The sequence below is a fragment of the Tardiphaga sp. 20_F10_N6_6 genome (assembly GCF_052076045.1).
Taxonomy (GTDB): domain Bacteria; phylum Pseudomonadota; class Alphaproteobacteria; order Rhizobiales; family Xanthobacteraceae; genus Tardiphaga; species Tardiphaga robiniae.
The window spans coordinates 5,522,307-5,536,929 of sequence record NZ_CP197239.1 but is presented as its reverse complement, the minus strand read 5'-3'; the positions used below and the strand labels follow the sequence as shown (position 1 = coordinate 5,536,929).

General features: G+C 61.5%; 10 protein-coding genes. 4 read left to right on the top strand and 6 right to left on the bottom strand.

Annotated features, from left to right (window positions below):
• Positions 1 to 22 precede the first annotated feature (22 nt).
• Both AB7813_RS26515 and AB7813_RS26510 read right to left on the bottom strand, forming a co-directional pair.
• Positions 23 to 2,272 (bottom strand): TonB-dependent siderophore receptor, encoded by a 2,250-nt coding sequence (locus AB7813_RS26515; protein ID WP_441229009.1) that lies wholly within the window; start codon positions 2,270 to 2,272, stop codon positions 23 to 25.
• A 292-nt stretch (positions 2,273 to 2,564) separates the two neighbouring features.
• Positions 2,565 to 4,274, bottom strand: coding sequence for a methyl-accepting chemotaxis protein (locus AB7813_RS26510; RefSeq protein ID WP_441228796.1), 1,710 nt, complete (start codon positions 4,272 to 4,274; stop codon positions 2,565 to 2,567).
• A 367-nt stretch (positions 4,275 to 4,641) separates the two neighbouring features.
• Here AB7813_RS26510 and AB7813_RS26505 point away from each other — a divergent pair, with 367 nt between their 5' ends.
• Both AB7813_RS26505 and AB7813_RS26500 read left to right on the top strand, forming a co-directional pair.
• Complete coding sequence (locus AB7813_RS26505; protein ID WP_068731383.1) at positions 4,642 to 5,556, top strand: DMT family transporter; 915 nt, start codon at positions 4,642 to 4,644, stop codon at positions 5,554 to 5,556.
• A gap of 48 nt (positions 5,557 to 5,604) precedes the next feature.
• Positions 5,605 to 6,408: a sugar phosphate isomerase/epimerase family protein gene (locus tag AB7813_RS26500; protein ID WP_441228795.1), complete on the top strand. Its 804-nt coding sequence runs from the start codon at positions 5,605 to 5,607 to the stop codon at positions 6,406 to 6,408.
• 62 nt (positions 6,409 to 6,470) lie between these two features.
• Here AB7813_RS26500 and AB7813_RS26495 read toward each other — a convergent pair whose 3' ends face one another.
• Both AB7813_RS26495 and mbfA read right to left on the bottom strand, forming a co-directional pair.
• On the bottom strand, positions 6,471 to 6,764 hold the full coding sequence (locus tag AB7813_RS26495; protein WP_089263582.1) for an antibiotic biosynthesis monooxygenase: 294 nt from the start codon (positions 6,762 to 6,764) through the stop codon (positions 6,471 to 6,473).
• Between the two features lie 153 nt (positions 6,765 to 6,917).
• A complete protein-coding gene (mbfA, locus tag AB7813_RS26490) occupies positions 6,918 to 7,889 on the bottom strand; it encodes an iron exporter MbfA (RefSeq protein ID WP_441228794.1) in 972 nt (323 codons plus the stop codon).
• A gap of 407 nt (positions 7,890 to 8,296) precedes the next feature.
• Here mbfA and AB7813_RS26485 point away from each other — a divergent pair, with 407 nt between their 5' ends.
• Both AB7813_RS26485 and AB7813_RS26480 read left to right on the top strand, forming a co-directional pair.
• Positions 8,297 to 9,283: a Bug family tripartite tricarboxylate transporter substrate binding protein gene (locus tag AB7813_RS26485; protein ID WP_441228793.1), complete on the top strand. Its 987-nt coding sequence runs from the start codon at positions 8,297 to 8,299 to the stop codon at positions 9,281 to 9,283.
• 308 nt (positions 9,284 to 9,591) lie between these two features.
• Complete coding sequence (locus AB7813_RS26480) at positions 9,592 to 10,947, top strand: esterase-like activity of phytase family protein (protein ID WP_441228792.1); 1,356 nt, start codon at positions 9,592 to 9,594, stop codon at positions 10,945 to 10,947.
• A 116-nt stretch (positions 10,948 to 11,063) separates the two neighbouring features.
• Here AB7813_RS26480 and AB7813_RS26475 read toward each other — a convergent pair whose 3' ends face one another.
• Positions 11,064 to 12,749, bottom strand: coding sequence for a methyl-accepting chemotaxis protein (locus AB7813_RS26475; protein ID WP_441228791.1), 1,686 nt, complete (start codon positions 12,747 to 12,749; stop codon positions 11,064 to 11,066).
• A 179-nt stretch (positions 12,750 to 12,928) separates the two neighbouring features.
• Positions 12,929 to 14,617 (bottom strand): cache domain-containing protein, encoded by a 1,689-nt coding sequence (locus AB7813_RS26470; protein ID WP_441228790.1) that lies wholly within the window; start codon positions 14,615 to 14,617, stop codon positions 12,929 to 12,931.
• Between the last annotated feature and the right edge of the window lie 6 nt (positions 14,618 to 14,623).

The window sequence follows — 14,623 nt, the reverse complement described above, 5'->3', positions numbered from 1 at the left end:
GCCGTTTCGCTCGCCCGTACCGTTACCACTTGTAGCCGATGCTGCCGGTCACGCGGCGGCGATCGCCGTAGAAGCAGGACGTAGGGCCCGCGCAGCTCGCCACATAGATTTCATCGGTCACATTGTTGGCATTAACGGCGAAGCGCCAGTTCTGCCAATCGTAGTGGACCGCGAGATCACCCAGAATTCGCGATGGCACGGCGAGCGTGTTGGCCTGGTCGGCAAAGGATCCGCCGACATAACGCACACCGCCGCCGAAGCCGAAGCCGCGCAGCCAGCCATCCTGGAAAGTATAGTCCGCCCAGCCGGATGCAAGTTGCTGCGGCGTGTTGGTCGGCGTCTTGCCGATCAGCGTCGGATCGAAGTCCTTGCTGACGAACAGATGGTAGTGGGTGAACGACCCGAGCACCTTGAAGCCGGGCGCCAGATTGGCCACAGCCTCGAGTTCAATACCGCGCGACGTCACTTCGCCGCTCTGGGTCGGAATCAGCACGTTGGTGGGATCGGTCGTGAGCGCATTCTGCCGCTTCAGGTCGAAATAGGCGAAGCCGAAGTGACCGTCAAAGCCGACCGGCTGGAACTTGACACCGACCTCGGTCTGTTGACCCGTTTCCGGCAGCAGTAGCTGTCCCGAACCATTGACCCCGATGACCGGATTGAAGCTCGTTGCATAGGAGATGTAGGGCGCGAGGCCGTTGTCGAAATTGTAGATCAGGCCGGCACGCCCGCTGAACGCGCTGGCACTGCGTCCAAGCGGTGCGGTGCCGGCAATGCGGCTGACATCATTGGTATCGACCCAGTCATTACGGCCGGAGAGCACCAGCGTGAAGCGATCGAGCTTGATCTGGTCCTGCAAGTATACGCCGAGCTGCTGCTGGGTCAGCTGCGAGTCGCGGTACGGCGCGGCAGTGAGCGTCGCACCGGTATATACTGGATTGAGGACGTTGATCGGACCGCTGGTGAAGGCGAAGGCCTGACGATCACTGATCTGATAATATTTCAGATCGAGGCCGTACAACGTGGTGTGGCTGAGGATGCCGGTGTTGAATCGGTATTCGACCTGGCTATCCATCTGCGCTTGGTTGGCGATACCGCGTGTGCCGAATGGAAAACGAGCGAGATCCCCCGTGGTCTGATTGGCGTAACCGCTGCCGGTGACACCGGTGTAGTTCACATCCACATGGGCGAAGCGCGCGTTCTGCCGGAAGGTGACGCTATCCGACAGCTTGCGCTCGAACTGGTAACCGAGCATTTCCTGCTCGCGCTTGAACTTGTCGAAGTTGGGCTCGCCGCCGAAGAAGCTGGTGGGAATACGGCCGAACGGAGCATTGGTGACGGTTCCGACGTAAGGCAGGAACTGGGCGGCACGGGTCTCGTTGTACGATGCCGATGCAAGGATCGTCAGCGTGGTGTCGACGTCCGGCTTCCAGGTCACCGACGGCGCGATGAAGTAGTTGTTGTTCGGCGTGAAGTCGGTCTGCGTCCCGCCGTTCTGCACCTGGCCGACGATGCGGGTGTAAAGCTCGCCATTGCCCGGAGCCAGCTTGATCGGCGTGTTGATGTCGAAGCCGAAATAGGCGTTGCCGAAGTTGTCGACGCCGGTCTCGACGTAGCGGATCGGTTCGGCCTGCGGCATCTTGCTGACGACGTTGACGACGCCGCTCGGGCTCGAACCACCGTACAGAATAGCCGACGGGCCGCGCAGAATTTCCACGCGCTCCATGTTGGAGGGCTGCAGCTTCCAGCTTGCATAGGAGGTGTAGAACAGCTGCAGGCCGTCGAGGAACACGCTGTTGTCGTCGGACTTGAAGCCGCGGATCAGAAACCAGTCATTGCGGAAGTCGGAGCCGAAGGTACCAGCCGCAACACCCGGCACATAACGCAGGACGTCGTCGAAGCTACGGGGCTTCTGATCGCGGATCTGCTCCGCGCCAACCACCGAAATTGCCTGTGGCGTTTCATTGATCGGCGTATTGGTCTTGGTGCCGGTCGAGCTGCGATTGGCGACATAGCCCTGGATCGGACCGCGCGGGCCTTCCACGAATACATTGGTCTGGCGCGGAGCAACCGGACGCGGCGCGACTGCCGTGCGGGCACGCGGCGCGCGGCTCGGCGTAGCAGCGGCACGGCGCCGCTGCTGGTTGGGCTGATTGACGACCACGGGCGGTAGGGGCTGCGCGCCGCTCTGCGTGGAACTGGACTGCGCCAGCGACGTATCGAGCGTGACAACGCTGAGCACGCAGACCGACGACAAAAGTGCGAAACGCGACAGACGAATGATGTTGTTCAAGGTGATCCCCGAAATCTCATCCGCATCGACATATTCGATGATGGATGCCTCATATGATGGATCGGGGTTAGAGGGACGGCAGCGTCACCGCCAATAGAAGCATTCCAAACAACAAGCATTCTGCGGCAGTGTGACATCACTGCCGCAGATTTTAATGGTTCTAAATTTAGCGGCTATTTCTCAGCGAGATGCAGCCAGGGCGCGACGATTGTCTCTGCCCGGAAACATCTGGGGCGCCGTCGCGCGCGCGATTCTTGTCTTTCCCGGTGGATAGTTACGCGGCGCGCACCGAGCGCAGGAAGTTGCCGACCTCCTGCTTCAGTCGCGTGCTTTCGCTGGACAGCGACTGTGCCGCGGACAGAACCTGCGATGACGCCGAGCCTGCTTCTTCGACGCCGCGCTGCACGTCGGTGATGTTCGCGCTCACCTGCATCGTGCCTGCTGCGGCCTGCTGCACGTTGCGCGAAATCTCCTGTGTGGTGGCGCCCTGCTCTTCAACGGCCGATGCAATGGCGGACGCGATCTCCGACATCTGACCGATAGTCATGGAGATCTCCTTGATGGCCGATACCGAATCCTCGGTCGCCTTCTGGATGCCCGAGACCTGCTGGCTGATTTCACCCGTGGCCTTTGCAGTCTGCTCGGCCAGCGCCTTCACTTCCGCGGCAACCACCGCAAAGCCGCGACCGGCTTCGCCGGCGCGCGCGGCCTCGATGGTCGCGTTGAGCGCCAGCAGATTGGTCTGGCCCGCGATATTGTTGATCAGCTCGACGACATCGCCGATGCGTGCCGCGGCTGTCGCCAGTTCGCTGACGCGGTTGTTGGTATTGTCAGCCTGCGCAACAGCCTCGCTGGCAATGCGCGCGGCGCCCTGCACCTGGCGGCTGATCTCGTGCACGGACGACGACATTTCCTCGGTGGCGGATGCGACCGACTGCACGTTTGTCGCGGCTTCTTCCGATGCCGCCGATACAGCCACCGCCAAAGCCTGCGAGCGATCCGAGGTTGCCGTCAATGTGGTGGCCGAACCTTCCAGTTCCTTCGAGGCAGCCGATACGGTCTCGACGATCTGCCCGACGGCGCCTTCGAAATCGGCGGCGAGCTTCATCATATCCGCCTTGCGCTGTTCGGCCGTGCGGCTTTCCGTAGCGATCTGCGCGACCTTCATGCGCTCGACTTCGAGGCCGTTCTCCTTGAATACACTCAGCGCCGTCATGATCTCCCCGATCTCGTCGGCGCGCTTGCTTGCCGGAACGTAGACGGTGAGGTCTCCTTTGGCGAGCTTGTTCATCGTGGCGATGCTTGCCTTCAACGGACGCACCACGCTGCTGCGCGCCACAACATAGCTGACAATGATGGCGAGCAGCATCACGCCGAGCGTCGCATAGATAATGGTCCAGAGCGTGTCGTTGGCGGTTTCGAGAAACTCGACCTTCTTGATGCCCACATAGAGGATGCCGATCACGTTGCGGCTGGCGTCGAAGATCGGATCATAGACAGTCATATACGGCTCACCGAGGATAGCCACTTCACCACGGAACGCGGTCTTGCCATTGAAGACCGCGTCATAGGCCGGCCCTTTCGCCAGCTGCGTGCCGATGGCACGGGTGCCATCCGGCTTCATCACATTGGTGGAGATGCGGGTATCGTTCATGAAGATCGTTGCGGTGCCGCCGACCAGCGTCTTGATCTTGTCGACCGCGGCGAAATTGCCGTTCAGCGGCTTGCCGTCCGCCAGCAGCTTGCCATCCGCGATGCTGTATTTGTCGCCGCTCTCGCGCAGCACGTTCCAGGCGACGCGCATGTTGGTCTCGACCCGCTCTGTCGCGGATTTGGCGGCGCCCTGTTCGAGCACATATTTGGCGACCAGCGTGATGCAGACGCCGAGGATGAGAATGCCGGAGACCGTCATCAACATGATGCGCGGGCCAAGACCGAGACCCCGGCGACGGCCGGGTTTGGGTTGGGAGGCGGACAACGGCATTGCGATCTCCTGTCGCGCCGACCCCTCGGTCGTGCGCTCAAAGCCGAACGGCTCCAGACACACTCACTGCACAACGTCGACGAGGTATCCGGACCCGCAATTCAAGAAACAAGTTCCATCATTATGATTCAGTTCTATCGGCTAGCCGTTCGAAAGCAGTTAATGTTCGCCTGGTGGAAAAGGTATAATCATCTGATTTTGCGTGCTTTTAGGCATCTGAATACCTGAATCGAGGCTCATTCTCGGCGTCCATTCGACGCATCTACCGATGCGCGCTCCGCTGCCGCGCATGGTGTCCGCGCGCCAGCGTGGCTTGTGCCACCCGGCGAACTGCCGCCTATGGAAGGCTGCATTGACCATCGAGCCGATGACCCCTTCCGCTCCGCCGCGACAAACGATCGTCGGCTGGTTCGCCAACCAGCCTTATCTCCTGCTCAGCCTCACCTCGCTGTTCTGGGCCGGGAATATCGTGCTCGGCCGCTATGTCGCCGGCCACGTACCGCCGGTGACACTGGCCTGCGTGCGTTGGATCGGGGCCTTTTTCCTGTTGCTGCCCTTCGCCTGGACGCATCTGCGCACGGACTGGCCGGTCCTCCGCGCGCAGCTTTCTCTCATGACGATGCTGGCGCTGACCGGCTTCGCCGCCAATACGGTGCTGGCCTATTGGGGCCTGAAATACACGCAGGCCCTGAATGCGTTGCTGATCCAGTCGTCGGGCCCTCTCTGTGTCGCGCTGTGGACGCTGATCCTGTTCGGCGTGAGGCTGACGCTCGCGCAGCTACTCGGCATCGTGGTCTCCATGGCCGGCGTGCTGATCATCATCCTGCGCGGCGATCTCACCGCACTGGCCAGTATCCAGATCAACAAGGGCGATGCGATGCTGTTCGCAGCGCTCCTGGTGTTCGGCATCTATTCGGCGTTGATGCTGCGGCGACCGGTGACGCACCCGATGTCGCTGATTGCTTTCACCACCGCCGGCGGCGCGATCCTGACCCTGCCGGTCAGCATCTGGGAACTCAACTCCGGTTCACCGCTGATCTTCGACACCGTAACGCTGCTGACGCTCGCCTATGCCATGATCTTTCCGTCGGCGCTGGCCTATCTGTTCTTCAATCGCGGCATCGCGCTGATCGGCCCGAATCGCGCGGCACCATTTCTGCATCTCATGCCGGTGTTCGGCTCGGTATTGGCGATCGCGTTTCTCGGCGAGCAGCCGCAACTGTTTCACCTTATCGGCTACGTGCTGGTGCTGTCAGGCGTGTTCATCGCATCACGGCGATAGACCGAACATCCGCTCCGGCCAGCCTGACATCGGGAGTAGAAACATCACATGACCGTTTTCTCGCTCGCCCACCTCACCGTGCTATCGCTGGCGCCGCCAGAGATGATCGACGTTGCCGCGCGCTGCGGCTACCGGAGTGTCGGACTGAGACTGATAGCCGTGACCGCGGAAAGCCCTGGCTACCCGCTGATGAACGACAAGGCGATGATGCAGCAAACCAAGGCGCGTCTCGCCGATACCGGACTGCACGTGCTCGATATTGAACTCGTCAAGATCACGCCCGGGATCGACGTCGCGGCGCTTGAGCCGATACTCACCGCCGGCGCGGAGCTCGGAGCCCGCCATGTCATCGTCGCGCCCTATGATCCCGACTTGTCCCGCCTCGCCGACCGACTGGCGGCCATCGCCGATCTTGCGGCGCGATACGGCATCATGCCGGTGATGGAGTTCTTTCCCTGGACCAATGTGTCGAACCTGCACAAGGCGCGCGCCATCGTCGAGACCGCAGGCCGCGCCAATGCGGGTATCCTTGTCGATACGCTGCATTTCGACCGCTCCGACAGCAGCCTCGCCGAACTCGACGACATGCCATCGCGCTTGCTGCCGTTTTTCCATTTTTGCGATGCTCCGGCGGAGAAGCCTGGCACGGTGGAAGGACTGCTGCACACCGCGCGCGCTGAACGGCTGCCACCCGGCGACGGCGGCATCGACCTCTGCGCCATCGCCGCGCACCTGCCGAAGCATATTCCGGTCGCGCTCGAAGTGCCGATGGATGCGCTGACCCGGGAGCGCGGCCCCGAAGAAGTCGCGCGCCGCGCAATCGCCGGCGCGAAGCGCCTGCTGGGAGATTGAGAATCTAGCGAGTAATCTACGCGCACATGCCACCGCCCGGCATAGCACCTGTCCCGCGCGCGTTATGCCAACGTATGAACGATAACCGGCCCGGCTATCGCTGTGGCTGGTCCAATCAGCAAGGGCGCCAGATTCTGTTCGCTCCACGCGAGCCCGCGTCGGTTCGACTCCTCGGCGCCCGCGAAATTGTTGAAGATGCTGATCGCCGTCACCGTATCGTCGGACGCATAGACCACATAATAGGCCATGAAACCTTCGACATCACTGATGATCGGAATGGCACCTTCCTTGATCCTGCGCGTCAGTTCCTCAGCCATGCCGGTCTTTGCCTTGCTCTGACGAATGGCAGCATACATGGGACGCTCCTTTACCCGTAAGCTGCCCGCGATCGCACCTGCCGCGATCATGCATCGCACACACTCATCATCGGCGGGACGAGCAGCAGGGTTTCCCGCGCATAGAACCTACGCCATCCCGCGCAATGACGCCATCTGACGCCTCCCCACCCACTACGCGCCTCCGATCAATATTCCCACCGCCAGAACGATGACGCCGCCAAGCACCACCTGAAAGACGGCCTGCAGGAACGGCGTATCCATATAGCGCGCCCTGATATAGGCGATGGCCCAGAGTTCGAAAAAAACGACAACACCTGCGATGGCCGTCGCGATCCAGAACGCATTCGGCCAGTTGTCCGGCACGAGATAAGGCAGAGTATGGCCGAGACCGCCCAGCGTCGTCATCAGCCCGCAGATGCCGCCACGTAGCCACGGCGAGCCGCGTCCGGTCATGGAGCCATCGTCCGACAGTGCTTCGGCGAAACCCATGCTGATGCCGGCGCCGATCGACGCAGCGAGGCCAACAAGGAATGTCTGCCAGTTGTGATGTGTTGCAAACGCGGCCGCAAACAGCGGCGCCAGCGTCGATACGGAGCCGTCCATCAAGCCCGCAAGACCAGGCTGAACATATTGCAGGACGAACATCCGGTGGCGGGTGTTGTCCTCGATCGTACGAACGTCGGACGTCAGGATGGCATCCGATAGTTTGGCCGCGAGATGCTCATGTCCTTTTTCCAGCTCGGCCAGATCGCCCAGCAACTTGCGAACGCCGACATCCGTCGCTTGCTCGGCGGCTCTGGCGTAAAAGCGCTCAGCCTCAAACTCCATCCTCTCGGCCTCCTTGCGGATGGTGTCGAGCGACAGGTTACGCGTGAGCCAGATTGGTCGGCGGCGGATGAAGCCCTTGACGTCTTCGCGCCGGATCGGCGGAAGGTTCGGTCCGAAGCGCTCCTCATACATCTGCAACAGCAGATGTCGATGGCCCTTTTCCTCTTCGGCCATCTCGCTGAAGACTTTCGCGGAATCGGGATAGCGCTCTGCCAGATCCTCGGCGAAGCTGAGATAGATCCGGCTGTCCTCTTCCTCGCTGGAGATCGCAACCGCCAGCACCTCGCGTTCGGTGAGCTCCGAAAACGCCTTCATATCAATGCCTTGCTTAGTTTAGAACTATTCTAATTTATATAAGAGCTGCTGTGCATTTGTCAAAGAGCTTTGCGCCTGCGCGGCGCTGACCCTATCGCTGGTCGGGAAGCAGTAGCGGCGACGAGAAGGATCGCGACGAAACGACCGTGCGTGCTCCGGAGGTCGCCCCGGCATTCGCACCGACCCCGACGTGGAGATGCTGCGGAGATCAGCGACCGTCTGCAGGTGCTGTCGCTCACGAACGCGATAAGGTCGACCCGGTGCAGCAGAAGTCGATGCATGGCCTACACCATCGACAGCGCGCTCAGCTGAACTGCATACCTTTCCGCTTCCGTGCGTCACCGACCTCCGCTAGTTTGCCCGCAACAAATGTGGGCTACCAAAGCCGATTCAGGGAGAAAAGCGGAATGCACGGACTTTCAGTTCTTCGCGGTGCGGCGAGCGCATCGTTTATCGGAGCGCTGCTGTTGGCGACCCCGGATGCCATCGCACAAACTGCGAATTATCCAAACCGGGCGATCACGCTGGTGCTCCCTTTCGCCGCCGGCAGCGGCACCGACACCACGACGCGCCTGATCGCCAAGGAACTCGGCACCGCACTGAACGCCAACACCGTGATCGACAACAAAGCCGGCGCCAATGGCTCGATCGCCGCCAGTTTCGTCGCCCGCGCCCCCGCCGACGGTTACACGCTGTTCGTCACGACCAACACGACGCATTCGGCCAATCCTTTTCTGCTCAAGACCATGAGCTATGATCCGATCAAGGATTTCACGCCGATCGCGCGCACCGGCGACCTGCCCTTCATGCTGGTGATCAATCCTGAGATTCCCGCCAACTCCGTGGAAGAGCTGATCGCGCTCGCCAAGAAAGAGCCGGGCAAGTACTCCTACGCATCGGGCAGTTCGTCGGCGATCGTCTCGGGCGCGACCTTTGCCCGCCTCGCCAAGCTCGATCTCCTGCACGTGCCTTACAAGAGCTCACCACCGGCGCTCACCGATGTCATCGCCGGCCGTGTCAGCATGATGTTCGTCGACGTTCCGACCGGCTTGCCGCATGTCAACGCCAAGGCGTTGAAGTCGCTTGCGGTGACCACGAAATATCGCTCCAAACTGCTGCCCGATCTGCCGACTATGGACGAGGCCGGCGTGAAGGGCTTCGACATCACCTCGTGGCAGGGCTATCTCGGTCCGGCCAACATGCCGAAGGACATCGTCGTCAAGCTCAACGCCGAAATCCGCAAGATCGTCGAACGCCCCGAGATCCAGAAAGACCTCGCCAGCCGCGGCATGGAAGCCTTTTCCGGTACGCCGGAAGAGTTCGACGCCTTCCTGAAGGATCAGCTCAAGGTGTGGGAGAAGCTGATCACGGATGCGGGGATCGAGAAGCAGTAGGTGCATTTCAGATAGAACCGCACGGCAGGTATGTTCGTCATGCCCGGCGAATGCCGGGTATCCACGTCTCGGCCACAAAGAAGACGTGGATGGCCGGGACATCCAGCGAAGCCGCGCTTCGCGCTTTGCCCGGCCATGAGATGGTTTTGCGTGGGTTGAACGAAGAGGAACCGCGCCTAACCCGCAGACTCGGCGACTGCATGTCGCAGGGTTTTCCCCTCTCGTCATTTTCTTGTCACGGAACTGTCAGCGCAGCGTAACGCCCGCGCCTCAGAACACGCCGCATGGTCACCACAAGGAGACACACCATGCGCAGCACATTCCTCTGCTCCGTCGCTTCCCTCGTCATGCTCACATCCGCCGCTTTCGCCCAGACCGAAGGTGAATTCCCCGCCAAGCTCGCCGGCCATGCCGTGCTGCCGGCGACGTCGACCATCGATGCGCCTGCGGATGCGCCGAACGACCTGAAGACCTCGGGCAAATACACCACCGGCAAGCGCGTCGACGCGCTCGGCACCGTGATGGGCAAGTCCTATGAGCGCGCCACCGGCATCTCGCTGCCGATGAAGGGCCAGCCGCTGCAGGGCCATTCCGGCATCAAGGTGATGCCCGACGGTTCGTTCTGGGTGCTGACCGACAACGGCGCCGGCTCGCGCTACAATTCGGCCGACTACATGATCTATCTCAATCACCACAAGATCGACTGGAAGAACGGCAAGGTCGAGCGTCAGGCCACCGTGTTCCTGCACGATCCCGACAAGAAGGTGCCGTTCCGCATCGTCCATGAAGACACCGCCAAGCGCTACCTGACCGGCGCCGATGTCGACACCGAGGGTTTCCAGATCGTCGGCGACAATTTCTGGATCGGCGAGGAATTCGGCCCCTACATCATCAAGGCCGACAAGACCGGCAAGGTGCGGGCTGTGTTTGACACCGTCGCCGACGGCAAGCCGGTGCGTTCACCGGACCATTGGTCGGTGCAGTCGCCGGGTGCGCCGGGCGCCACCTACACCACGGTCAACCTGCGCCGCTCCAAGGGCTATGAAGGCTTCGCTTCCTCCAAGGATGGCAAGTTCCTCTACGGCCTGCTCGAAGGCCCGATCTGGGATGCCGAGAAGAAGGACTGGGAAAAGGTCGACGGCAAGGAAGCTTCGCGCATCCTGGAATTCGACGTCGCCAACGAGAAGTTCACCGGTCGCTACTGGCAGTATGTGTTCGAACAGAACGGCAATGCCATCGGCGATTTCAACATGATCACCGCCGACAACGGCCTGATCATCGAGCGTGACAACGGCGAAGGCACCAAGGACAAGGCCTGCGCCGACGGCAAGCGCGGTGAAGACTGCTTCCCGGATCTCGCCAAGTTCAAGAAGGTCTACAAGATCGAACTGAACGACGCCAATGTCGGCAAGCCCGTTCGCAAGATTGGTTTCATCGACCTGATGAAGATCCAGGACCCGAACAAGCTGGCCCGCAAGCCGCTGAACGACGGCGTGCTGACCTTCCCGTTCTTCACCATCGAGAACGTCGACCAGGTTGATGCCACCCACATCATCGTCGGCAACGACAACAACCTGCCGTTCTCGTCGAGCCGTGAGCCGAACAAGGCCGACGACAACGAGTTCGTGCTGCTCGAAGTCGCCGACTTCCTGAAGGCGAAGTAAGCAACGCGAGCAGGCATCAGCCTGAACGACGAAAGCCCTCCCGCAAGGGAGGGCTTTTTGCATCCGGGCTTGATCTACTTTCCCTCCCCCCTTGTTGGAGAGGGAAAGTAGAGCCTCTACGCAGCACGCACCTTGGTCAGGAACTCGTCCACAGCCGTTCGTAACATGCCGGACTGGGTGTCGAGCTCCCTGGCATTCGACAACACCTGCGAGGCCGCCGTCCCGGTCGCTTCTGCTGCGCTGCTGACGCCGCCGATATGTTCGCTGATTTCACTGGAGCCCGCCGCGACCGACTGAATGTTGCGCGCGATTTCCCGCGTGGCCTCGCCCTGCTCCTGGACGGCCGTGGAGATGCTGGTGGTGATCTCGCTCATCTGCGCAATGGTGCCTGTAATGGCGCTGATCGAAAGCACGGCTTCGCTGGTGGACGCCTGCATGGCGGCGACCTGGGCGGAGATCTCTTCGGTAGCCTTGGCGGTCTGGCTCGCCAATGCCTTCACTTCAGAGGCGACGACCGCAAAGCCGCGGCCGGACTCGCCGGCGCGCGCCGCTTCGATGGTCGCATTCAGCGCGAGCAGATTGGTCTGGGAGGCGATGCTGTGGATCAACTGAACCACTTCGCCGATCTTCTCCGCGCCGCTGGACAGCAGCTGAACGGTCGCATTGGTGCGCTCCGCATCGCCGACTGCCTTGCTGGCAATTTGGCTCGACTGCGAGACCTGCCGCAAGACTTCGCTGACCGAAGCCGACAATTCCTCGGCGGCAGCTGCAACCGTGCTGACATTGTCCGACGACCGCTCCGACGCGGCGCCGACCGTCGATGCACGCGAACTGGCATCGCTGGCGGTCGCCGTCATGGATTGCGCGGTGGTCTGCATCCCTGCCGCTGCCGTCGATACCGAGCGAACAATCCCGTTGACGCTGCGTTCGAAATCATCGGCGATGCTCTCCATGGTCGAACGACGCTCGGCAGACGCGCGCGCCTGCGTCTCGGCTTCGATCTTGTCGAGCCCGCGGATCCGGACCGCATTGTCCTTGAAGACCTGAACGGTCGATGCCATCGCACCGATCTCATCGCCGCGCCCGGTCCCGGGAATGTCGTCTTCGAGCGCGCCATCGGCCAGCGTGCGCATCCGCGCACCGAGCTGACCGAGCGGGCGGCTGATGCTGCGACCGATCATCCAGGCGATGCCGCCCGCGACCGCACCAATAGCAAGGATCGCCAAACCGAGCGCCCAGACGATCGGCTTCAACCTGGCATCGAGGTCTTCCAGATAAGCTCCCGCGCCCACATACATGTTCCATCCCGGGATCGCAGCGGCATAAGCAACCTTGCGCAGCGGCTCCGTCTGGCCGGGTTTGACGTAGTCATAGAACATCGTGTGCTCGCCTTTGGCAGCAACACTGTCGCGCCACTCGCGACCGATCGCCTTGCCATTGGTCACCACATCGAGACGGTTCTGACCGATCTGCTTGGCATCCGGCGACAACACCGTCACGCCGTCCATCATGGAGCCGAACAGATAGCCCGCGCCGTTGTCGTAGGTCATCGTATTTGCACGACGACCGAATTCAGCCATCGCGGCTTCCTTGGAGAGCTGGCCGGCGTCGACTTGTTTTTGCAATCCGATCGCCACGCTGCGCGCGGCATCGACGAAGTGGCGCAGCTCCTCGATCCTTGAGGTCATCATCTCGCGCTGAACGAAATATCCCGCGAGAACGCCAGACGCGCACAGACCAAGCAACATGACACCCACCAGAATACCTAGCTTGGGCGTGATCGTCAGATTACTTATCTTCACAATGAGTTCTCCAAAAAAGGTCGCGGGTGCAAATACCAAGTGAGGAGAAGAATACCGAACAGACCTTTTTTTGTTCTTTACAAACCAAACCCGCAAATCATCGAGCCTGTGATACTTGATGATGAGCAACGATTGCAGCGCTACAAGAGCTCGCCCTCCGCGAGAGAAGAAGAAAGGCTCTACGCTGCGCGAACCTTCGCGAGGAATTCATCCACCGCCTTGCGCAGGATGCTCGACTGGCCGTCCAGCTCTTTCGCATTCGACAGCACCATGCCTGCCGCCTGCCCCGTTGCTTCCGCCGCTGCGCTGACGCCGCCGATATGAGCGCTGACCTCGCTCGAGCCAGCGGCAACCGACTGGATGTTGCGCGCGATCTCCTGCGTGGCCGAACCTTGCTCTTCCACTGCCGCCGAGATCGTCGTGGTGATCTGGCTCATCTGCGCGATCGTACCGGTGATGGCGTTGATCGAGTTGACAGCCTCCTGTGTCGACGCCTGCATCGCTGCAACCTGCGCGGAGATTTCCTCGGTCGCCTTCGCCGTCTGGCTCGCCAGCGCCTTCACTTCCGATGCGACGACGGCAAAGCCGCGGCCGGATTCACCGGCGCGTGCCGCTTCGATGGTGGCGTTGAGCGCAAGCAGATTGGTCTGCGAGGCGATGTTGTGGATCAGCTGCACGACCTCGCCAATCTTCTCGGCGCCGCTGGAGAGCTGCTGCACCGTCGCATTGGTGCGCTCCGCATCGCCCACGGCCTTGCTGGCGATATCGCTGGAGGCTGCGACCTGACGCAGCACTTCGCTGACTGATGCCGATAGTTCTTCAGCCGCGGCGGCAACCGTGCTGACATTGTCAGATGAACGCGCCGATGCCGCACCGACCGTCGATGCGCGCGAGCTCGCGTCGCTTGCCGTCGCCGTCATCGACTGTGCAGTGCTCTGCATACCGGCCGCGGCGGTGGAGACGGAACGCACGATGCCGTTGACGCTGCGCTCGAAATCATCGGCGAGGCTTTCCATGGCCGCACGGCGTTCGGCAGCAGTACGGGCCTGCGATTCCACCTCGATCTTGTCGAGCCCGCGAATGCGCACCGCGTTGTCCTTGAACACCTGAACCGTTGCGGCCATGGCGCCGATCTCGTCGCCGCGGTCGACGTCGGGGATCGCTTCATCCAGCGCGCCATCGGCGAGACCGCGCATGCGCGCGCCGAGCCGGCGAAGCGGGATGGTGATGCTGCGGCCAATCATCCAGGCAAGCGCGCCGAGAATGACAATGACCGCGAGTGCCGCGATCATCACGGTGCGCGCACTCTCCCAGAGCTGTACCTGCAAGTCGTCGATATAGACGCCGGTGCCGATCACCCAGCCCCAAGGCTCGAAACCAACGACATAAGACAGCTTCGGCTGCGGTGCGTCCTTGCCGGGCTTGGGCCACAGATAGTCGACGAAGCCGGCCTTCTGCTTCTTCACGACATCGGCGAATTCGACAAACAGCCGCTTTCCGTTCGGGTCCTTGTTGCCGGAGAGATCGCTGCCGTTCATCTCGGGCTTGATCGGATGCATCACCATGCGCGGCTGCAGGTCGTTGATCCAGAAGTAATCGCCATTGCCGTAGCGCAGTTTGCCGATACGCGCCGCTGCGGTCTTGCGCGCGGCCTCGTCCGACACGCCGCTACGCTGGATCGTCGCGTATTCTTCCTGCGCGATGCCGAGCGCCAGCTCCGTAAGATGGGTCAATTCGCTCTGGCGCTGCTGCTTGAGCGAGTCGCCGAGGGTGTTCAGCTGCATCCAGGCCAGCCCGGCGAGGCCAAGAAAGCTCAAGCCAATGATGCTGTAGAGGCGAAGGCCGATCGAAATTTTCAAACGATTCATGGGAAG